We start from the raw sequence: 20,393 nt of genomic DNA, 5'->3' as shown, positions 1-20,393 counted from the left end.
GATGCGAAGCCGCCTGCGCCTGCGTCCGCCGCGCCGCGCGGCGGCTCCGCGCCGCGCCGTCCTGCAGCTGGTGCTCGCGACGACCTCGGTCGTCGCGGGCCTCGGCCTGTACGAGCTCTCGGCGAGTGCCGCCGGGACGAAGGTGTCGCCGTACGCCTGGCAGCTGCCGAAGGGCTACCCGCAGCCGCGCGTCCCCAAGGACAACCCGATGAACGCCGCCAAGGTCGACGTCGGCCGGTGGCTGTTCTACGACCGGCGCCTGTCCGGCAACGCGACGCAGTCGTGCTCGAGCTGCCATCTGCCGGCGCGCGCGTTCACCGACGGCGGCGCCCAGTCGGTCGGCTCCACCGGGGAGCGCACGCCGCGCAGCTCGCCGACCCTGGTCAACGTCGCCTACAACGCGACGTTCGCCTGGGCGAACCCGGGCCTGGTCAGCCTCGAGCGACAGATGGAGGTGCCGCTCTTCGGCACCGGGCCGACCGAGCTCGGCATCACCGACGCGAATCGCGCCAAGGTGCTGAAGCGGATCACGGACGACCCCGTCTACGCGCGGTGGTTCCGGCGCGCGTTCCCGGGACTGAAGCGGCCCATCACGTGGACGACCATCATCCGGTCGATCGCCGCGTTCCAGCGCAGCATCGTCTCTGCGAGCTCACGCTACGACCAGTACCTGAAGGGCAAGGTCAAGCTGACCCCGGCGGAGACCCGCGGCCAGCAGCTGTTCATGGGCGAGAAGGCCGAGTGCCACCACTGCCACGGAACGTTCATCTTCAACGAGCAGGTCAGCTACGTCGGCGTCCCCGTCGAGCGGCCGCGGTTCCACAACACGGGGCTCTACAACATCGGCGGGACCGGGGCCCTTCCCGAGGCGAGCCAGGGCCTGTTCGAGGTGACCGGCCGCATGCAGGACATGGGCCGGTTCCGCGCGCCGACCCTGCGCAACATCGAGCTGACCGCGCCGTACATGCACGACGGGTCGATCCCGACGCTCGAGGCGGTCATCGACCACTACGCGAACGGCGGGCGCGTGATCACGGAGGGACCGTTCGCCGGGGACGGCCGGGCCAGCCCCTTCAAGGATCCGCTGATCGCCCCCATCGACCTGAGCCGCGCTGAGCGCGCGGACCTGGTCGCGTTCCTGAAGACGCTGACGGACCGGACGGTGGCGGTGAACCCGCGGTTCGCGGACCCGTTCCGCAAGCGGGCGGCGGCGGCCGGTCGCGGGCCCGCCGCCACCGGCCGCCGGGCCGCCGGCGGCCGCTGACCCGGCTCGTCGATGTGCCACCACACGCCACCCGCGCACGTGGTGGCACATCGAGCAGCGCGTACGATCGCCCGATGGCCACCGACCCGGACCCTGCGTACATCGACCGCGAGGCGCTCGAGGCCCAGCCGCCCCTTCCCGGGCGCTATCGCCACTACAAGGGCATGCCGTACGAGGTCGTCGGCAAGGCCCTGCACAGCGAGACGCTGGAGGTGCTGGTGGTCTACCGCGCGCTGTACGACGACGGCAACCTCTGGGTCCGCCCGCGGTCGATGTTCCTCGAGGACGTCGAGGTGGACGGCGCCCGTGTCCCCCGCTTCGCTCCCGCCGACTAGTCAGTCGCCGAGCGCCGCCGTCACGGCCTCGCGATAGCCGGGGACGTCGAGCAGGAACGCGTCGTGACCCGCGTCGGTCTCGAGCACGAGCTCACGCACCGACCGCGTCCCCCGCTCGCGCAGGCCCGCCGCGAGCCGCGCCCCATGCTCCGGACCGAACCGCCAGTCCGAGTCGAAGCTGATGACAGTCGCGTCGACGGACAGGTCCGGTCCGCCGGGCGCGACCTGCGCGAACGGGTCGAAGTCGTCCATCACCCGCGAGAGGTAGAGGTAGCTCAGGGCGTCGAACCGGCCCAGGAACTCCTCCGCCTGGTGGTCGAGGTAGTGCTCGACGGGGAGCCGGGACGCGAGCCACGCGCGGGCGTCCGGCGTCGACGCGGCAGGGTCGGCCGCGGGCGCCGCGAACCGCCGCTGCATGCCGTGCTCGGACAGGTAGGTGACGTGCGCCAGGCGCCGCGCCGTGGCCAGCCCGGCGCCTGGCCGCACCCCGTGCTCCAGGTACCGGCCGTCGCGGAAGTCCGGGTCGGCGAGGATCGCGCCACGCGCGGCCGCCGACAACGCGACGTTCTGCGCGGACAGGCGTGCGCTGGCGCCGATCATCACCGCGCGCGCCACCTCGTCCGGCCGGTCCAGGAGCCACTGCAGCACCTGCATGCCGCCGAGCGACCCGCCGATGGCGGCGTGCAGCCGGGTGACGCCGAGGTGCCGCAGCAGGCGCCGGTGCACGGCGACGAGGTCGGCGATCGTCAGGGGCGGGAAGTCCAGGCCGTAGGGCCGGCCGGTCGCCGGGTCGACGGACGACGGTCCCGTCGTCCCCCGGCACCCTCCCAGCAGGTTCGGGGTGATGACGAAGAAGCGGTCGGTGTCGACCGGCAGGCCCGGTCCGACGAGCGTCCGCCACCAGCCGTCGGGCGCGGCGGCGTGTGCGTCGCCGGTCAGCGCGTGGCAGACGAACACCGCGTTCGACGCGTCGGCCGCGAGCGTCCCGTGGGTCGTGAACGCGACCTCGACGGGCGCAAGCACACGCCCGCAGGTCAACGCCAGCGGGTCGTCCCCGGCAAAGAGGACGACCCGCTGGGTGGTCACGGCGGCTGTCCCGTCCACCGTGACGCCCTCCTGCAGCGCCTGTCCTATGCGACCACCGGCCGCCGGGCGGCAGCCAGCGCTTGGTCGAGGTCGGCGATGAGGTCTTCGACGTGCTCGATGCCGACGGACAGGCGGACGGCGTCCTGCGTCACGCCCGCGGCGGCGAGCTCCTCGTCGTTCAGCTGGGAATGGGTCGTGGAGGCGTTGTGGATCGCCAGCGACTTGGCGTCGCCGATGTTCGCGAGGTGGCTGAACAGGCCGAGCGCCTCGATGAAGCGCCGGCCGGCCTCGAGGCCACCCTCGACCCCGAACGTCACGAGCGCCCCGCCGCCCCCGCTGAGCACGCGTCCCGCGACCTCGTGGTACGGGTCGTCCTCCAGGCCCGGGTAGGAGACCCACGCCACGGCGGCGTGCTCCTTGAGCCAGCGCGCGATCGTGGCGGCGTTGCTGTTGTGCCGCTCGATGCGCAGCGGCAGCGTCTCGATGCCCTGCAGGAACAGGAACGCGTTGAACGGCGACAGCGCGGCACCCGTGTTGCGCAGCAGCACCGTGCGCACGCGGCCGATGTACGCCGCGGGGCCGAGGACGTCCGCCCAGACGACACCGTGGTAACTCGGGTCGGGCTGCGTCAGGCCGGGGTAGCGCTCGGCGTGGGCCGCCCAGTCGAACCGGCCGGCGTCGATGACGACGCCGCCGATCGAGGTGCCGTGCCCGCCGATGAACTTCGTGAGCGAGTGGACGGCGACATCGGCGCCCTGGTCCAGCACCCGGGCGCCGAGCGGGGTGGCGACCGTGTTGTCCACGATCAGCGGCAGGCCCTGGGCGTGGGCCGCCTCCGCCCAGGCCGGCACGTCGAGGACGTTCAGCCGCGGGTTGCCGATCGTCTCGCCGAAGACGAGCTTCGTGTTCTCGTCGACCAACGCAGCGAGGGCGGACGGATCGTCGGCGTCGACCCAGCGCACCTCGATGCCGTACTGCGGCAGCGTGTGCGCGAAGAGGTTGTAGGTGCCCCCGTACAGTTGGGAGACCGAGACGATGTTGTCGCCGGCGCGCGCGATGTTCAGCACGCTGTAGGTGACGGCCGCCTGCCCGGAGGCCGTGACCACCGCGCCGACACCGCCCTCCAGCTGCGTCAGCCGCTGCTCCAGGACATCCCAGGTCGGGTTCATGATCCGGCTGTAGATGTTGCCCGGGACCTTGAGCGCGAAGAGGTCGGCGGCGTGCTCCGTGTCGTCGAACACGAACGACGAGGTCTGGTAGATCGGGACCGCGCGGGCCTTGGTGGTCGGGTCGGGCGACTGGCCACCGTGCAGGGCGACGGTCTCGGGGCGCAGCTGGGGCTCGGGAAGCGACATGCGGCGGACCGTAGCGTCACCCCCGCTCAATCTCAAGTATTTAGATAGGGATTTAGGTGTTTTTGATCCGCGGTCGGTTCCGCTGTCCGCAGCAGGTGCTCGTCAGCTCGCGGCCGTCACCGCCGCGAGCTCACGTCGTCGATGTCGACGAGACGCTCGTGGCGGTTGCTCGTCGTCAGGTCCCAGAACCAGCGGCGGACCGTCTCCAGGCGGTTCTGCCAGCCGACCAGGAACGCGATATGGACGACCGCCCACATCATCCAGGCCAGGCGCCCGGAGAGGTTCAGCTTCTTGACCGACGCGACCGCGTGACTGCGGCCGACGACCGCCATCGAGCCCTTGTCGGTGTAGGCGAACGGCTTCGGCGCCGCCTTCCCGTCCAGCCGACGGGCGATCAGGTCGCCGATGTAGGCGCCTTCCTGCAGCGCCGCCTGCGCCACGCCGGGCACGTCCGCCAGCGCGATCATGTCCCCGGCCGCGAAGACGTGCGGGTGGCCGGGCAGCGAGAGGTCCGGCTCCGTGGTCAGCCGGCCGGCACGGTCGAGCGTCGCCCCCGACGGCTCCGCGAGCAGGTGGGCGAGCGGCGAAGCCTGGACCCCGGCCGCCCACACGATCGTGCGGCTGTCGATCCGGGCGGGCGACCCCGGGGACGCACCGCCCAGGTCGATCCCGTCGGCGTCGATGCCCTCGGCAGCAGCGTCCAGCAGCACCTCGATCCCCATCGCCTCCAGCTGCCGCTGGGCCTTGGCGCGGAGCGGCTGCGGGAACGCGCCGAGCACATGCGGCGCCGCGTCGACGAGCACCACCCGCGTGTCCTCCGGTGCGAAGTGCCGGTACTCGCCCTTGAGCATGCGCCGCGCCAGGAACGCGACCTGTCCGGCGAGCTCGACGCCCGTCGGGCCCGCGCCGACGATCACGAAGGTCAGCCAGGCGCGCCGGGCGACCGCATCGGTCGTCGTCTCCGCCGCCTCGAACGCGGACAGCAGCCGGCTGCGCAGCCGCTCGGCGTCCGCGAGCGACTTCATGCCGGGGGCGACGTCGGCCCACTCGTCGTGGCCGAAGTAGGAGTGCGTGGCCCCGGCGGCGACGACCAGCGTGTCGTACGGGACCTCGAGCGTCTCGGAGCCGGTGGCCCGGACCTGGCTCGTCCCCAGGTCGATCGCGTCGACCTCGGCGAGCAGGACGTCGACGTTGGCACGGTCCCGGAACAGGCTCCGGAGTGCCGGTGCCACTTGGCCCGGCGACAGGATGCCGGTCGCGACCTGGTAGAGAAGCGGCTGGAAGAGGTGGTGGTTCACCCGGTCGATCAGCGTCACGTGGACGTCGTCGCGGGGGGCGAGCTTGCGGGCGACGCGAAGGCCGGCGAAGCCCCCACCCACGATCACGATGCGGTGTGTCTCTGCGGCAGGCATCCGTGGCGCCTACCCCAGATCGTCCGTGCGCGAACGGCCCGCGCGATCCGCGGGCCGTATGGAGCGCAGTTTCGACGTGTTACGCCGTCCGCTTCGCCTTTGCCTTCACGGCCGCGTCCTTGAGGCGCTTCTCCTCGTCGGCGGCGGTCAGCGCCGCCTGCTTCTGGGCGAGCGCCTCCTCGCGGTCGGCGAGCTCCTTCAGACGTGCCTGCTTGGCATCGCGATCGAGCTGCTCGGTCCGCTGCTGCTCCTTCGCGTTGATCGCCTCCTCCTGCTTCTGGGCGGCCTTCGCGGCGCGGGTCTCGGCGTCCTTCTTCTTCTTCGCGGCGGCGGCCTTCTTCTGCGCTGCGGCCGCATCAGCCTGCTTCTTGGCCTGCTTGGCGCGCTCGGCGGCCTTCGCCTTGCGCTCGGCGGCCTCCTTCTCGGCGGCCTGCTCGTCCTCGCGCTTCTGGCGCGCGGCGTCGGCCTTGCGCTCGGCGGCCTCGGCTGCAGACGCTTCGCGCACCGCGTCGGCACGGGCGGCCAGGTCGGCGGCCTGCGTGCGCTCGTCCGCGGCCATGCGGCGCTGGGCGGCGTCGACACGCAGCTCGTCGTCGCGCAGGATCGTGGCGGCCGCCGAACGGACGGCGGCCTCGGCGCGGTCGGCGGCGAGCTTGCCACCGGACGAGGCGTCGTTGTGCCCCGCGAGCTTCAGGGCGGTGTCGATCGGAAGGCGCAGGGCCTTGACGTACGCACCGACGGCGGTGCGGGGAAGCTGGGACAGGGACATCTAGGACTCCTCGGGATCGACGTTCTGGGCGCGCTGCGCAGCGGCGTCGGCCGCCTGCTGCAGGCGTGCTGCTTCGTGCTCGGCGGCCTGACGGTCGCTCTCGGCCTGGACCTGCTCGGTGGTGGCCTCGCGCGTCGCTTCGGCCTTCGCGGACTGCTGCTCGCGGTCGGCCTCGGCCTGGCGCCGCGCGGCGTCGTCCTCCGCCGCCTGCACCTGCGCGTTGCGCGCTGCGTCCGCGCGTGACTGCTCCTCGGCGGCGCGGGCCTCGGCGGTCCGCTCTTGCTCTTCCTTCGCCGCCTCCTCCTGGGCCAGCTGCTCCTCGGCGGTCAGCTCCGCGCGCAGGCGCTCGGCCTCGAGCGTGCTCTCGCGCAGCTCGGCGTCGACCTTCGCCTGCTCCTCGGCCTGTTCTGCGGTCTGCGCGTGCTCGGCCGCGACGGCCTGCTGGTCGACGCGTGCCGCCTGCAGGTTGCCTTCGCGCTCGAGTTGCTCGTTGCCGGTCAGCGAGCCGGCGACGGCCTTGGCCTTGCCGGTGAGCTTGCCGATCAGGCCGCCGGAGACGTCTTCATCTGAGGTGTTGGACACCCTGAACGCCTACCCCCCACGGGTGGCGGCAACCAAAACCCGGCGCCATGACGCCTGCCGGCCTTGCGGCTCAGGTGAGCTCGCGCCCGAGCGCTGCGGCGATCATCGTCAGGAGGGGGACGACGCGGTCGGCCGGCACGGCGTAGTCGTTGCGCCGCCTCGACTCCACGAGTCCCGCACCGCGCAGCTCGCGGAGGTGGTGGTTCAGCTGACCGGTCGTGCCGAGACCCGGGATCTCCTGCAGGTCGCCGAGCGTCCGTGCGCCCTGGAGGAGATGCTTGAGGATCTCGAGGCGCAGCGGATGGCCCATCGCGCCCAGCACGTTCGCGGCCCGACCGAGGTCCCCCTCCAGCACGTCGCCCGCCGGGTGCTCGAGCTGCCACACGACGTCGCCCTCCGCGACGCCGACCCGTCCCCCGTACGCGATGCGCTGCTCGTCGAGGCGGTCCAGGAGCCACCACTTCCCGCCGGCGGGGTCCACGGTCCGGGCCGGCGGCGCGTCGTGCGGCGCGGCTCCCCGCTCGATGGCGTCGAGTCGCGCCTGAACCGACTCGAGTGCGGCGGCCACGTCGCTCACTGACGGTACTGAGTTACGGATTTGCGTCTTGCGGATATGCGGAACGATACTATGCGCGTCAGACGACTCCTCCCTCTCCTGTTGGCGGCGACCGTCGTCGTCGGCTGCGGAGACGACTCCGGCGCAGGCGACGCGGCCGCGAAGCCCAAGCCCGTGGACGCCGGGACCGCCGTCCGCACCCCGGCCGGGCTGCTGCGCTGGATGGCGGACAACCCGGCGCGCGCCTCGCTGGTGGTGCTGCCCGACCGCGGGACGCCGCTGACCTACAACCCGGGCCGGCCGATGCCGCTCGCCTCCACCCGGAAGGTCCTCATCGCCGGCGCGGCCGTCGAGGCAGGCGGGCTGCGGGGTACGATCGCCCGGTCGGCGGTCGAGCGCTTCTACGTGCCCGGGACCGACGGCGGCAGCCACCGCAAGGCGCGCCTGACCGCTGCCCGTCTGCCGCTTGCGGACGTGGCGGAGGCGATGTTGGCGCTGTCCGACAACGCCGCCGCGGACGCGCTCCTCGAGCGGGTCGGCGCGGCGAGGGTCGACGCGTGGGCGGCGGCGCAGGGCATGCGCGAGCAGGACCCGATCTACCCGCTGCTCGGCGAGTTCGCGGCCTGGGGTCGTGACGCGGAGTGGACGCAGAAGTCGCCGCGCGAGCGCGCGGTCGAGGCGGCAGCGCTGGCACGAACCGTCAAGCCGAGCGAGGTGGTCCGCGAGCCGATCGCCGACAGCCGGTCGCTGACGGGTGCGTCCGTCGCCGGGACCGCCGCCGAGTGGGCCGCGCTGCTGCGGCGGATCGAGCGGGGTGGCACCCCGCAGCTGCGCCGCCTCCTCTCCTGGCCGCTGCGCCAGACGCCGAAGCTGCGCGCCAAGGTCAGCAGCTTCCTGGCGAAGGGCGGAACCCTCGACGGGGTGCTCACGGACGTCTCGTACGTGCGTGCCAGGGGGTCCCGCAGCGGCGCGGCGGTGGCGCTCTTCCTGCGCGACCTGCCCGCGGACGTCCAGAAGACGCTGCGCGAGCGCTTCACGCAGCAGACGCTCGCGCAGCAGCTTGCCCTGGACCCGGCGTTCCGCGAGAAGGCGCGCGCTGTCCTCGCGCCGGCGGACGACTGAATCCGCCGTCCGCCATGCTGACCAGGTGTACTGGCTCGTCGACGGCATGAACGTCATCGGAACCGGCGGGGACGGCTGGTGGCGCGACCGCCACCGGGCGATGGTGCAGCTGGTCGACACGCTCGAGCGCTGGTCGGCCGCCACGGGCGAGGACGTCACCGTCGTCTTCGAGCGGCCGCCGTCCCCGCCGATTCTCTCCACCGTCGTCGAGGTCGCCCACGCCCCGAAGGCCCGCGCCAACTCCGCCGACGACGAGATCGTGCGCCGCCTCCGGGCCAGTCCGCACCCGTCGACCGTCGTCGTGGTGACGTCGGACCGGCTGCTCGCCGATCAGGCGTCGGCAGTCGGGGCGGCGGTGCACTCGGCGCGCGGGTTCCGCCAGCGGATCGAGGGACCGCACTGACCACGGCGTAGAGCGCCGGTGCGTCCAGACGGCGCGGCCGGGTCTCAAGGGCGGTGCGTCGTCGCCCGAAGAGGAACAGGTCCCCGTATGTCCCGGCGCCTTCACCCCATTCGTCCTGCGGCCGGTCCACCGGCCCGCCGCAGGTCCGTCGTGCACGCACGAGTGCGCGCGGCCACTGCCGTCACCGTCCTCGTCGCCGGCGTCAGCGCGCTCGGGCCGCCGGCGTCGGCGTCGGCCGCCGGGCCCAGCCTGCGGGCCGAGCCCGGGGCGCTGCGCTTCACCGACGCGGACGTGCGGGGCGCGACGCGGACCGTGGCCGGTGAGCTGGTCGAGGTCGCCGACGACGCCGCGCAGCGCTACTTCGTGGAGACGGCGACCGGGCACCTGGCCCCGGTCGACTTCGGCGGGGCCACGCTGCCCGCCCGGGCCCGCGGGGCCACGGTCCGCGCCGAGGCCACCCCCGGCGGCGACGTGCGGTCGGCGACGCTCACGACGGTCTCGCGGGCGGCGCCGGCACCGGGACCGCACCGCGCCTACGTCGCCCGCGTCGACGACCGGGGCGACCTGGGCGCCGACGACACGGCGGTCAAGGCGACAGTCGACGCCGCGCTCACGCGCTGGCGCGAGGAGAGCAACGGCGCGATCACGGCGTTCACCCGCGCGGACTTCAAGCCGTTCTCGACCACGAGCGACTGCAAGAGCGGCTCGGCCATGTTCAACGAGGCGGCCACCTCGCTCTATTCCGACGTGAGCTTCGGCTCGACCTCGGGCAACCACCTGATCGTCATCGGTGCGCCGTCGTGCTCCGGCGGCGTCGGGACCGTCGGCTCGGGCATCGGCAGCGGCGGCCGGCTGAGCGTGAACTGGGCCCCGACCAAGAACCTGACGACCCTGCTCCACGAGCTCGGCCACAACCTCAGCCTCGGGCATGCGCACGCCTGCTACCCGGCGGGCCCGAACTGCACCGTCAACGACTACGGGAACTACTACGGGTTCATGGGGGTCTCGATCGTGCGGGACCCGCCGTTCACGCCGGCCGCCCTGGACTCCTTCGAGCGCGCGCGCCTGGGCATCGCCGATCCCGACGAGATCACGACCGTCGCGTTGCCCGACGGGCAGCGCACCCGGTCGAGCACCTACGACCTGCGGGCGCGGGGGACCGGGTCGGGGCTGCGCGGCCTGCGGGTCACCGATCCCGTGACGGGCACCGCGTACTCGGTCGACTGGCGCAGCGGCGGCGGCCGCGACGCGCTGTCCTACTACGCGTCGACCCTCGCGACCTACCAGACGCAGTTCTACAACCCGGGCGTCACGGTCGCGGCCGTCGACTCCGACGGGCGCACCGCCACGCTGCAGGCCCACGCGAAGCCGAACCCGGCGGACGGCGATGTGTTCGGGCTCGTCGGCGGGCGGACGTTCACCGCCGGCGGCATGACCATCAGCGTCGCCTCGGTCGGCGACAAGGCCGACCCGGCTGCGACCAGCCGCGTGGGCGTCACGCTCACGGACAGCTCCGTCGCGCCGGACACCGCGATCAGCTCGGGCCCGGCCGCGGGGGCAACGGTGACGACGGGAACCGTCGGCTTCGCCTTCGCCGCGGTGCCGGCGGACGCAGGCACGGGCTTCGACTGCCGGCTCGACGAGGGCGCCTGGTCGGCGTGCACGAGTCCCCGGCAGCTCACCGGGCTGGCCGACGGACCACACAGCTTCGCCGTCCGCGCCCGGGACAGCGGCGGACGGGTGGACGCCACGCCGGCGACACGGTCGTTCACGATCGCCCCCGCCCCGGCGCCGTCCCCCACTCAGACCACGTCCACTCCCAGCCCCACCCCGACGACCACGCCGACGCCGACCGTGCCGTCGGGATCCGGCACGAGCGCGGGCACGGGCGGATCGGGCACCACGTCCTCCCCGCCGGCCGCGACACCGTCCGGACCGAGCAGCCCCACCGGCGGGACGATGACACCCACCCCCACCTTCGCCCCCACCCCGGCCCCCGCGCCGAGCGGCGCACCCACGCCGAGCGGCGTCCCGACGCCCGGGGCCGCAGCGCCCGCGAGCCTCCTCGTCAGGCCCCCGATCGCGCAGCTCGGACCGGCGAAGCTCGAGGTCGCGAGCGTCAGGATCGCCGGGGCCGGTCGCCGGCTCACGCTGCTTGCGCCGATCAGCGCACGCGCTTCGGGCACCGTGCGCGTCACGTTCCAGACCGCCGGCGTCACCACGTCGTTCGTCGCCCGGATCGACGCGGTCCGGCGCCGGATCGCCGTCGACCGAGCCCTGTCGGCGGCCCAGGGTCGCGCCGGGTCCGGCATCCTGACGCTGACCTACGGCGGCGACGCCGACACGCAGCCCCAGACGGTGCGCCTGCGTGTGGCGCGCCGCTCGTCGGGCCTGCGGGCGGGCCGGCCGACGATCGTCGGCGCCCGCCTACGTGCCGCCGGCACGGTCAGCCCGCGGGCCCGTGGCAGCGTCCGCGTGCAGCTCCTGTTCGAGCCCGCCGGCGGCGCCACGCGCACCCTGACCTTCTCCGCGCCGATCGCGGGCGGCCGGTACCGCCTGGACGCCGCACTGTCCGCCGACGTGCAGGCGGCGATCGCGGGGCGCCGCGGTGTCGTGCACTCCTACACGCTGTTCACGGGTGATGTCGGCCGCCGGATCCAGGGCGCCCTGGCCTCCTTCCAGGTCCTTGGCGAGCGCGCGTAGATTCGCGCCCTGATCCCCGCCCCGGGCGCCGGAACCCGTCTTTCATCACCCGGTCGGATGCTCGCCGGGTCTCGGCGCAGGAGGGCGTGCGGGACCCGTGGCCGTCAGCGGCCCAGGAGCCGCCAGGCCGCCGGGCCCACGGCCGCTTCGAGGGACGCACGTGCCGGCGCGTCGAGGCCCCCGACCTGCTCGTCGACCGCGTCGAGGACGTCGGCGACCAGCTCGGCGACCGTGGCCTCCGCGTCCAGGCCCGTCTTCGACCGGGCGGCCTGCGCGCGGGCCGGGGTCAGCAGCGCCTGCGCGAGGTCGGTCAGCTCGGCGTCGACCGCGTCACCGACCACTGCCGGCCGCGCCCCGGCGTAGCGCTCGTCCTCGGCGAAGCGCGGCTGCTTGTGCTTCTCAGCGGTGCGCGATCCGCTCACGGGCTGCGGGCCTGCGGGCATGAGGACGAAGCCCTCGGCGTCGTTGCCGGCCAGCGGCGGCAGGCCGAGCGTCGCGGGCAGCCGGCTCGGGAAAAGCACCGGCAGCCGGCGCAGGGCTGTGAGCCCGCCGCGGGCGAGCTCCGGGACGGCCGGCAGCCCGGCGGCGGCCAGGACTCGCAGGCGCTCGTCGACCGCCAGCCAGGTGGCGCTCCCGTCGTCGTGCTCCGCGCGGGCGTCGAACCCGCACCACACCAGGCCGGGCGAATACGCGATGCCGGTCTGGACCGGCCCGGCGCCGTCCGGACTGCCGGCTGCCGCCGCGGGATACCCGCCGCCGACGAGCTCGCCGTAGAGGATCAGCGCCTGCGTCCCCGGCAGGGCATCGAGCGCGAGCCGTCCGGACGCGGCGAGGGCCGGCCACAGCCGCTGCACGCCGAAGAAGCCGGGCATCGCGTCGGGCGTCAGCACGGCCCGGCGCTTGGCGAGCGCGACGTCCGTCCGCGTCACCACGATCGCGAGGTTCGCGCCGTGCAGCTTCTCGGTTGCGACCCAGGTGCCGCCGGGCTCGTCGGCTGCCACCTCGCGGAGCTTGGGGTACGGGACGAACCGGTCGGCAGCGGTCATGTCCCCATGGTCCCGCACGGGGCCCGGGGCGGGTCCGCGCAGCGCCCGGGAAGAGAAGTGCACCGCGCGGGACGAAAGACCGCGAAGATTGGCGGGTGCCCGTTCCCGCATCGCCCCACCGGACCTCTGCGGTATGAGCGGTCCCGCCCCGCCGCCGCCCGTCGACCGCGACTCCTGGGCCGAGCAGCTCGCCGACCGGCGCGACCTGCACCGGCAGAAGTCCCGCGCCTTCCGGGTCGCCTACGCGATTGCCGGCGTGATCGTCCTCGTGGTCGGCATCGTCGCGATCCCGCTGCCCGGGCCGGGCTGGGCGATCGTCTTCGTGGGCCTCGGCATGCTCGCGCTGGAGTTCGTCTGGGCCGAGCGGCTGGCCATGATCGTCCTCGACGGGCTGCAGCGCTTCTGGGAGTGGTGGGGCGACGCGCGCGCATGGCAGCGCGGTATCGCGATCATCGCCCTGTTCGCGATCGTCCTGTTCGCGCTGAGCTTCAGCGCGTCGATCATCGGGTCGCCCGAGTTCGTGCCCAAGCTGTGGTGAGCCCGGGGCGCGCGCTCCCGACACGTGGTCGCGCCGATGAGTTTCGCGGCGGCGGCCCGTCCTCCTGATCATGACCAAGATCATCGAGTCCACCTTCATCACCCTCGACGGCGTCATCGGCGACCCGCACGTCTGGGGCATGCCCTACTGGGACGAGGAGCACAACGGCTACGCCGGGAAGCTGTCGCAGGCGACCGGTGCGCTGCTGCTCGGCCGGGAGACCTACCAGGCGTTCATCGAGCCCTGGACCTCACGGGCCGGCGACCCGGGGGCGGACGAGATGAACGCACGGCCGAAGTACGTCGCGTCCCGGACGCTGCCGGCCGGTCCGGCGGACTGGAACGCAGAGGTCCTCGAGGGGGACGCGGTCGACGCGGTGCGCGACCTGAAGTCCGCCGGCGGACCCGACCTCCTGAAGTACGGCACCGGCACGTTCAGCGCCGACCTGATCGCCGCGGGGCTGATCGACGAGCTGCACCTGTGGGTGTTCCCCGTCGTCGCCGGCAGCGGTGCCCGGCTGCTGGACGGCGCGCCGCTGACCCACCTGCAGCTGCTCGACACGACGACGTTCGCCTCGGGCATCGTGGTCCACGTGCTCGGTCCCAAGGCCGCGTAGGCCTGCGCGGTCCGGCGCCGGGCCCGCGCGGTCAGCCAGGGACCGCGGCGGTGGCGGCGCGCGCCTCCTCCGCCGCCTCGTCCAACGCGGCTCGCCGGATCACGTAGAACATCACGAGGATCCAGATGAAGAACACGATGAACGCCAGCCAGTAGACCAGCGCCCCCTGCCAGGAGAACGGGCCGGACTTGAAGAACGGCATCATCAGCGCCGGCACGAACAGGATCGCGACCCAGATGTTCACGTAGCCGAACCAGCGCGGGTAGACCTGGACCGGCGGGTCGTTGCGCAGGGTCGCGATGCCGATGACGAGCGCCTGGGTCGAGAACGCCGGCACGGTGATGAAGAGCGTGAACCAGCCGAGGTCGTGCAGCGCCTGCGTGATCTCGGGCGACCGCTCGGGCCGGAAGGTCGCCACCAGCAGGATGATCGTCGAGAGCGTCAGGAAGATGAAGCCGGCGGCGCCGGTGACCAGCTGGATGACGGCCAGGACCGGCCGGTACGGCTGCATGCGGGCAAGCTGCACCGCGATCACCGCGGTCAGTGCCGCCCAGGGCGTCCAGCCGACGAAGCCGAGGACGACACCGATGCGGATCCGGTCGGTGTTGTCCGCGTAGTACGCCGCGATCTGCTGCGCCGAGTCGCTGGAGTACCGCGGCGGCAGGAAGCCGGCGATGAGCAGGAAGCCGGCGACCACGACGACGATCAGCCCGAGCCCGGACCAGGCGCACGCGATCTGGGTGCGGGTCGACAGGCCGGTGGTGGCCAGCCGCAGCTTGGACGGCTCGGGGACGGGCGGTGCCTGAGCGGCGGTGCGGCCCGGTGTCGCGGTCTCGGGGTTCATGGCGGGGAGGGCCTTCCTGCCCGGCGGTGGCCGCCGGTCTCGGGGGAACGGGCGTTCACGTGGTGGCGACGTAAATGGCGATGAGCGCGGCGCAGACGACGACGACGTAGGCGTCGAGGACGATTCGCATGACGGCGGGCGCGTCGCGGAGCTCCATGAAGTGGCGGCCGACGAGGCGCACCTTGACGAAGGCGATCACGATGACGGCGGCCGTCCCCACCGACGCCCCTTCGCCCGGGGCGCCGCCCTCGTCGATGCCGAGCCACCAGGACACGAGCGTCGCCACCGCCAGCGCGGCGAAGACGACGACGGCGGCGCGGCTGTTCCGGGTGATCCGCGCGAGCATCAGGCCACCAGGTAGAACAACGGGAACAGGACGAGCCACAGCAGGTCGACGAGGTGCCAGTAGCTCGCGCAGCTCTCCATCGACGCCAGGTCGCGGACGCTGACCTGCGGCCGGCGGGCGAGCGCGTTGAGGTAGAGCAGGGCGGCGAGCCCGATGAGCAGGTGCAGCAGGTGAATGCCGGTGAACGCGAAGAACAGCGTGTAGAAATCGCTGTCGCCGGGCGTCACGCCGGCGTCGAGCTTCTCGCCGTACTCGATCACCTTGTTGACGACGAACAGCACACCGGTCGCGCCCGCGCCCAGGATCAGGCGGGACGCGAGACGCGGCGCGCCGTCACGGACGGCGCGCAGTCCGAGGACGACCAGGATCGAGCCGGTCAGCAGCAGCAGGGTGTTGAGCACGCCCAGCAGCGTGTTCAGGCTCTCGCGGCCGGCCCGGAACTCCTCGAGCGACTGCCCGCGCTCGACCATGAACACCCCGAAGAAGATCGCGAAGACCAGCAGGTCGCCGAGGATGAAGACCCAGATGCCGACCTCGCCGGGGACGTGTCCCGCGGTGCCGTGCGACGGCCCGGACGCGGACGCGGCGGCGGGAGTCGGGCGCGTCTCGTGCGCGGTCGCGGGACCGGGCGGAGTGACCGGCCGGCGGCCGACCGGCGGCAGCGGCCGCGAGGGCGTGCCGCCGCCGAGCATCGCTACCCGTCCCGCCCGCCGCGTGGGGTGCGGCGGGGCTCCGCGCGGCAGTGGTCGTCCATCGGTCGAGCCTCGCCGACGCGCCACGTCCGGACATCCCCTCCACGGCGGGTCCGTGACACCCATGCGGGGGACCTCCCGCACAGGATGACGGCGCGCGGAGGATCCGGCGGGTCAGGCCCCCGGGAAGCTCCGCGCGTCCTGGGACCTCGACGCGCGCGGAGGATCCGGCGGGTCAGGCCCCCGGGATACTCCGCGCGTCCCGAGAAGGGCCGGACTTCGCCGTCGCGCACCACGTCCCGTCGACCGGGTCGAAGCGGGCGAGGCCGTCCGCCGCGAACGCCTGCAGCCAGCCCTCCATCGGCCACCAGCCCCAGCGGGCGTGGAATCGAGCCGCGTTGCGCAGGATCGCGTCGAGGTGCTGGACCGGCGGGGTGGCCGTCGGATGGTGCTGGTGGAAGGCCCAGGCGCCGCCGACCCAGCGCAGGTCCACCCCCGCCGCCCGCGCCCGCTGGCCGAAGTCGGTGTCCTCGCCGCCATAGCCGACGTACCCGGGGTCGAAGCCGCCGAGGTGCGTCCAGGTCGCGGCCGTCACGGCGAAGGACAGCGTCCAGAAGAGCCGGTGGTCGCCACCGGGAAGGACGACGTCCGCCGGCGGCACCGGTCGGGCCGGGTGCGGCGCCGCGAGCCCGGTGAGGTCGCGCGGGTAGCCGCCGGGCGGTGCCGGCGGCAGATAGGCGACCGGACCGCACAGCAGCGCACCGTCGTCGGCCGCGGCCGCGTAGCGCGCTAGCAGCCCCGGCCCGGGGAGGCAGTCGACGTCGAGGAAGACGAGCAGCTCCGCGCCGCCGGCGATCGCACGGGCGGCGCCGGCGTTGCGGGCGGCCGCGAGCGGGAGCTCGCCGCGCTCCACGGGGACCTCGAGGAGATCAGCGGACGTCGCGCACGCCGGCCGGGCGCGCTCGGCCTCGCCCTCCCCCATCGCCACCACGACCTGGCGGTCGGGCCGGCGGGGCAGCCTGCCGACGTCCGCCGTCTGGCGTCGCAGGTGCGCGGTCCGCCCCGCGACGGTCGTGATCAGCGCGGTGCGCACGGCACCGGATCGCCCCTGCCCATCAGCCCGCTCAGGAGCCCCGCGGCCTGCGCCGCCCCGTCCCCCGGCGCCCAAGCCGACCACCCGTCCCCGCCGCGCGCGACCGCGCTGCGGAGCACGTCCGGCCAGCGCGACGCGACGGGCCAGCGGTGCTCGACACCCGCGAGTCCGGCCGCCGCCAGCACCCGTGCCAGGTGCACCTGCTCGCCGAACGGCCGCTCCTGCGGGACGACGACCGCCGGCGCCCGGGCGGCCGCGACCTCCGCGATCGCGTTCTGGCCCGCGTGGGTGACGACGACGTCCGCACGGCAGAGCAGCGGCCAGGGGTCGGGCTCCCAGCGTCCCGGCGCCGGGCCGAGGACCGTCCAGGCCCATCCGGGGGTGGCGTCCCGCGCCGCGTCGACCTGCGCCGAGGTCAGCGCGCTGCCGCCCGCCCCGGAGAGCACGACCACCTCGCGAAGGCCGTCCCCGCCGCCCCGCGTCGCGCCGCGGTCGAGCCCGTCGAAGCGGGAGATGGCGCCGACGGCACGCACCTCGGCGGTCGCCTCCATCGGGGACGCCCAGGCGGGCCACGGCGCGATCACGGCGTCCGCCAGCCGGTAGGCGAGCGCATGCGGCGCGTCGCGGCGGTCCCCCGGCATGGCCACGACGACGACCGGGACGCCCGCCGCGCGCGCGAGCACCGCGACCTCCACGGACACATCCACCACCAGCGCTGCTGGTTCTTCTGCTGCCGCCCACGCCAGCAGCCGGGCCGCGCGCTCGCGCAGGCCGCGGTGGCCGGGCGGGGCCCAGTGCAGCGCGCCGCCGGCGGTCTCGTCCCGTGCGCCGCCGACGGCCACCGCACCGCCGTCGTCGTCGTCGTCCCGGGCGAGCGACACCCACGGCCCCGCCCAGCCGTCCGGCACGGGACCGCTGCCAAGGCCGGTCACCACGACGCCGTCGGCCGCGAGCGCGGCCGCGATGCACGCTGCGCGGGTCGCGTGACCGCGCCCGTGATGGTGCACGTAGTAGCCGATCACGCGGCCACGGACGCCGTCTGCGGTGCATCGCGGTGCCGTGCCGAGCCCGGCCGCCCGAGCCGTCGGTAGAGCGCCTCGTAGCGGTCGACCATGACCTCGAGCGAGCAGGTGGCGACGGCGTGCGCACGTACCGCGGCCCGGTCGAGTGCCATCGCGTCCACGGCGGCGGCCGCGAGCGCCGGGACGTCGTCCGGGGTGGCCAGGCGGCCGCTGTCCCGGCCGACGACCTCCCCCACCGCGCCGCGGTCGAACGCGCAGACCGGCGTGCCGCAGGCCATCGCCTCGGCGACGACCAAGCCGTACGGCTCGTCCCAGCACGGCGTGACCAGGGCGGCGCTCGCCCCGCCGAGCAGCCGTCCCAGCCCGTCGTGCGTGAGATGCCCGGCGTAGGCGACCCCGGGCAGGCGGAGGCGCCACTCCACCTCGGCCTCGAAGTAGCGACGGTCGGCGACCGGGCCTGCGACGACCAGCGGGACGCCGGCCAGCTGCGCCGCGTCGATCGCGAGGTGCGTCCCCTTCTCGGGCGCGATGCGCCCGGACCACGCGAGCGGTCCCCCACCCGGGCCCGGTTGCCAGCGCTCGATGTCGACGCCGTTCGGCACCACGACGGTGTCCGGGACCACGTCCGCCCAGGCCTCTGCGGTGTGCCGGCTCACCGCGGCGAACGCCATCGCGCGTGCGCCGTCGACCTGCAGCGCGGACTCGAGCCACGGGGTCGGCGGCGTGTGGAGGGTCGTCAGCATCGGGAACGGCACCGACGCCGCCATCGCCACGGGAAGGTGGTGCAGGCTGTGGTTGTGCACGACGTCGAAGTGCCCCGCGGCACCGCTGCCGAGCCGCAGCATCAGCTCGAGGTACGCGTGGTGCTCGTCGAGCCAGTCGGCGGCGCACATGCTCACGTCAGCCCGGGCGGCCGCGCTGATCAGCGGTCGCTTGAGGTCCAGGAGCTCGACCCCGAGGCGGGCGTCCGACCCCGGCCCGGCGAACAGGACGACGTCGTGCCCGCGTCGCCGCAGGCGGTCCGCGAGCAACCAGACATGCGCCTCGAGCCCGCCGGCGAACGGCTCCGCGACGGGATGCCGCGCCGCGGCGATGATCCCGATCCGCACCGCTACGCCGCCCGCTCGTACGCCGTGGTGTCGCCGGCCATGACGCGCTCGTAGAGCGCGCGGTGCGCTGCAGCGAGGCCGAGGCGCTCCGCGCGGCGGGTGGCTGCGTCGGCCTGCGGGACCCGGCCGGCCGCCCAGGTCGCATGCGCCGCGACGACCGCGGCGGCGAGGGAGTCCGTGTCGAGGCCGTCCTCGTCCAGGCCGAACGAGTGGCACGGCTGCTGTTCGGCGTAGAAGCCGCACGACGGCGCCAGCACCGCGGTGCCGACGTCATGGCAGGCCTCGAGCCAGCCCGAGTGCGTCCCGAAGCGATACGGAAGCACGGAGGCGTCTATGGCCTGGAGGTAGTCCCAGAGGTCGGCGTCGGTGAAGTACGGGTGCACGCGCAGCTCGACGCCGGGCCGAGTCGTCAGCTCCCGCAGGTGGTCGGCCAGCGCCGGCTGGTGATGGCATGACGCGGGGTCCAGGACCTCGTCGTGCAGGTCGAGGCGCAGGCTCGCGCCGGGGAGCTGCGGGACGACGTCCGCCAGGACGGACGCGACGCCCGTCACGTCCATGTTGGGACGCACGCTCTTGGCGTGCAGCCCGACCACGAACCCGTCGCGATCGGGTCTCGGGCGACCCAGCCGCTCGAGCGGGACGACGTGCGGGTGCCGGAGCACGGCCGCCAGCCGGCCGCTGCGCCTGGTGATCGCGCGAGCGGCGCCCGGGGTCAGGGTGACGACGGCCGCCGCACGTCCGATCAGCGCCGCCAGTTGCGCGTCGTGCAGGCCCGGGTCCGGGTGGTGCGGGTTGCGCAGGTCGTGGACCGTGAGCACCAGCGGGACGTCGGCTTCGTCGAGCGCGTCCGCGAGCGCGTGCAGCTCGGCGGCGGTCCGCCCGTCGAAGCCGAAGTGTACGTGGAAGACGTCGAACGCGTCCGCGCTGCGCCGGGCCCAGTCCGGGTCGAGCATCCCCGGCGGGTACCACCCGTGCGGGGCGCGGACCGCCCCGGGCGCGACGACGTCCTCCAGGCGCGTGACGCCGTCCGCCCCGGCGGGGTCCGCGAGGTGGCGGACGTAGACGTGGCGGGCGGGGACCGAGGCCACGCGGACCGCGGGCGGTGAGGAGTGACGCTGCATCGACCGCCCGGATGCCCCACTTCCGGACGACCAACCGCCCCAGGCGGCGCTGGGCACGCCCGGACAACCGCGGAGTCCGTGGTCACGAGCAGGGTGGCAGCGTCAGATGGCGGAAAACGACACCTCGCGCTGCCACACCCCGTCGGTGGCCGCTCCCCCGGCGCCGGAGTGATCTACGTGGCCCCTGGAGCCGCAGCTAGGGGTATGCCCGAGAACGACGACCCCGAGCTCACCCGCGCCGGCCTGTTCAGCGAGATCGCCGGGAAGGCGAAGGAGGTGGCCGGCGAGCTGGTCGGCAACGACGACCTCGCCGAGGACGGCCGCGAGCAGCAGGCCGAAGCGGAGGCGGAGGGCTCGGCTCCGCCGCCGGACTGACCCG

Annotated in this window: 22 protein-coding genes; 8 read left to right on the top strand and 14 right to left on the bottom strand. The window is 74.1% G+C overall.

The features are described 5' to 3' along the window. Position 1: 1 nt before the first annotated feature. Both DSM112329_RS10000 and DSM112329_RS09995 read left to right on the top strand, forming a co-directional pair. Entirely contained in the window at positions 2-1,264 is a 1,263-nt protein-coding gene (locus DSM112329_RS10000) for an MbnH family di-heme enzyme (RefSeq protein WP_354701673.1), read from the top strand. Positions 1,265-1,338: 74 nt separating this feature from the next. Further along, positions 1,339-1,599 carry a DUF1653 domain-containing protein gene (locus tag DSM112329_RS09995; RefSeq protein ID WP_354701672.1) on the top strand — a complete coding sequence of 87 codons (261 nt, stop codon included), beginning with the start codon at positions 1,339-1,341 and terminating at the stop codon, positions 1,597-1,599. On the opposite strand, the gene DSM112329_RS09990 is transcribed toward DSM112329_RS09995, so the two are convergent. The 6 genes from DSM112329_RS09990 to DSM112329_RS09965 form a co-directional block, all read right to left on the bottom strand. Next, positions 1,600-2,703, bottom strand: coding sequence for a homoserine O-acetyltransferase (locus DSM112329_RS09990; protein WP_354701671.1), 1,104 nt, complete (start codon positions 2,701-2,703; stop codon positions 1,600-1,602). A gap of 26 nt (positions 2,704-2,729) precedes the next feature. Beyond that, the gene (locus tag DSM112329_RS09985; RefSeq protein WP_354701670.1) at positions 2,730-4,040 is read right to left on the bottom strand and encodes a PLP-dependent transferase; all 1,311 of its coding nucleotides are present in this window, start codon (positions 4,038-4,040) and stop codon (positions 2,730-2,732) included. Between the two features lie 116 nt (positions 4,041-4,156). Beyond that, complete coding sequence (locus DSM112329_RS09980) at positions 4,157-5,452, bottom strand: NAD(P)/FAD-dependent oxidoreductase (RefSeq protein WP_354701669.1); 1,296 nt, start codon at positions 5,450-5,452, stop codon at positions 4,157-4,159. Between the two features lie 79 nt (positions 5,453-5,531). Next, complete coding sequence (locus DSM112329_RS09975) at positions 5,532-6,221, bottom strand: hypothetical protein (protein ID WP_354701668.1); 690 nt, start codon at positions 6,219-6,221, stop codon at positions 5,532-5,534. Beyond that, positions 6,222-6,803 carry a hypothetical protein gene (locus DSM112329_RS09970; protein WP_354701667.1) on the bottom strand — a complete coding sequence of 194 codons (582 nt, stop codon included), beginning with the start codon at positions 6,801-6,803 and terminating at the stop codon, positions 6,222-6,224. It abuts the gene before it with no gap. A 70-nt stretch (positions 6,804-6,873) separates the two neighbouring features. Further along, positions 6,874-7,371, bottom strand: a complete 498-nt coding sequence (locus tag DSM112329_RS09965; protein ID WP_354701666.1) for a helix-turn-helix domain-containing protein — start codon at positions 7,369-7,371, stop codon at positions 6,874-6,876. 90 nt (positions 7,372-7,461) lie between these two features. Between DSM112329_RS09965 and DSM112329_RS09960 the strand changes: the two genes are divergently transcribed. The 3 genes from DSM112329_RS09960 to DSM112329_RS09950 all read left to right on the top strand — a co-directional run bounded on the left by DSM112329_RS09960 (position 7,462) and on the right by DSM112329_RS09950 (position 11,587). Then, a complete protein-coding gene (locus DSM112329_RS09960) occupies positions 7,462-8,481 on the top strand; it encodes a serine hydrolase (RefSeq protein WP_354701665.1) in 1,020 nt (339 codons plus the stop codon). A gap of 25 nt (positions 8,482-8,506) precedes the next feature. Further along, positions 8,507-8,884, top strand: coding sequence for an NYN domain-containing protein (locus DSM112329_RS09955; protein ID WP_354701664.1), 378 nt, complete (start codon positions 8,507-8,509; stop codon positions 8,882-8,884). Between the two features lie 150 nt (positions 8,885-9,034). Next, complete coding sequence (locus DSM112329_RS09950; RefSeq protein WP_354701663.1) at positions 9,035-11,587, top strand: hypothetical protein; 2,553 nt, start codon at positions 9,035-9,037, stop codon at positions 11,585-11,587. A gap of 104 nt (positions 11,588-11,691) precedes the next feature. On the opposite strand, the gene DSM112329_RS09945 is transcribed toward DSM112329_RS09950, so the two are convergent. Then, the gene (locus DSM112329_RS09945; RefSeq protein ID WP_354701662.1) at positions 11,692-12,633 is read right to left on the bottom strand and encodes an RNA ligase family protein; all 942 of its coding nucleotides are present in this window, start codon (positions 12,631-12,633) and stop codon (positions 11,692-11,694) included. Positions 12,634-12,766: 133 nt separating this feature from the next. Between DSM112329_RS09945 and DSM112329_RS09940 the strand changes: the two genes are divergently transcribed. Both DSM112329_RS09940 and DSM112329_RS09935 read left to right on the top strand, forming a co-directional pair. After that, positions 12,767-13,171 carry a TIGR02611 family protein gene (locus DSM112329_RS09940; protein ID WP_354701661.1) on the top strand — a complete coding sequence of 135 codons (405 nt, stop codon included), beginning with the start codon at positions 12,767-12,769 and terminating at the stop codon, positions 13,169-13,171. A gap of 70 nt (positions 13,172-13,241) precedes the next feature. Then, on the top strand, positions 13,242-13,787 hold the full coding sequence (locus tag DSM112329_RS09935) for a dihydrofolate reductase family protein (protein WP_354701660.1): 546 nt from the start codon (positions 13,242-13,244) through the stop codon (positions 13,785-13,787). Between the two features lie 31 nt (positions 13,788-13,818). Here DSM112329_RS09935 and DSM112329_RS09930 read toward each other — a convergent pair whose 3' ends face one another. From DSM112329_RS09930 to DSM112329_RS09900, 7 genes are all read right to left on the bottom strand, one after another. Further along, positions 13,819-14,631: a hypothetical protein gene (locus DSM112329_RS09930; protein ID WP_354701659.1), complete on the bottom strand. Its 813-nt coding sequence runs from the start codon at positions 14,629-14,631 to the stop codon at positions 13,819-13,821. A gap of 55 nt (positions 14,632-14,686) precedes the next feature. Next, the gene (locus DSM112329_RS09925) at positions 14,687-14,977 is read right to left on the bottom strand and encodes a cytochrome C oxidase subunit IV family protein (protein ID WP_354701658.1); all 291 of its coding nucleotides are present in this window, start codon (positions 14,975-14,977) and stop codon (positions 14,687-14,689) included. Beyond that, positions 14,977-15,669 carry a cytochrome c oxidase subunit 3 gene (locus DSM112329_RS09920; protein WP_354701657.1) on the bottom strand — a complete coding sequence of 231 codons (693 nt, stop codon included), beginning with the start codon at positions 15,667-15,669 and terminating at the stop codon, positions 14,977-14,979. The genes DSM112329_RS09925 and DSM112329_RS09920 overlap by 1 nt, the downstream gene beginning before the upstream one ends. A gap of 235 nt (positions 15,670-15,904) precedes the next feature. Next, positions 15,905-16,762, bottom strand: coding sequence for a galactosyltransferase-related protein (locus DSM112329_RS09915; protein WP_354701656.1), 858 nt, complete (start codon positions 16,760-16,762; stop codon positions 15,905-15,907). Continuing rightward, complete coding sequence (locus DSM112329_RS09910; protein ID WP_354701655.1) at positions 16,747-17,784, bottom strand: glycosyltransferase; 1,038 nt, start codon at positions 17,782-17,784, stop codon at positions 16,747-16,749. Before DSM112329_RS09910 ends, DSM112329_RS09915 begins: the two co-directional genes overlap by 16 nt. After that, positions 17,781-18,893, bottom strand: coding sequence for a glycosyltransferase (locus tag DSM112329_RS09905; RefSeq protein WP_354701654.1), 1,113 nt, complete (start codon positions 18,891-18,893; stop codon positions 17,781-17,783). The genes DSM112329_RS09910 and DSM112329_RS09905 overlap by 4 nt, the downstream gene beginning before the upstream one ends. Positions 18,894-18,895: 2 nt before the next feature. Beyond that, the gene (locus tag DSM112329_RS09900) at positions 18,896-20,014 is read right to left on the bottom strand and encodes a glycosyltransferase family 1 protein (protein ID WP_354701653.1); all 1,119 of its coding nucleotides are present in this window, start codon (positions 20,012-20,014) and stop codon (positions 18,896-18,898) included. A 204-nt stretch (positions 20,015-20,218) separates the two neighbouring features. On the opposite strand from DSM112329_RS09900, the gene DSM112329_RS09895 reads away from it, so the two are divergent. Then, complete coding sequence (locus DSM112329_RS09895; protein WP_354701652.1) at positions 20,219-20,389, top strand: CsbD family protein; 171 nt, start codon at positions 20,219-20,221, stop codon at positions 20,387-20,389. Positions 20,390-20,393: the final 4 nt, after the last annotated feature.

It is taken from the genome of Paraconexibacter sp. AEG42_29 (genome assembly GCF_040581415.1).
In the GTDB taxonomy this organism is placed as follows: Bacteria; Actinomycetota; Thermoleophilia; order Solirubrobacterales; family Solirubrobacteraceae; genus Paraconexibacter.
Note: the sequence above shows the minus strand (reverse complement) of the source record. Positions and strands in the feature narration are given on the sequence as shown.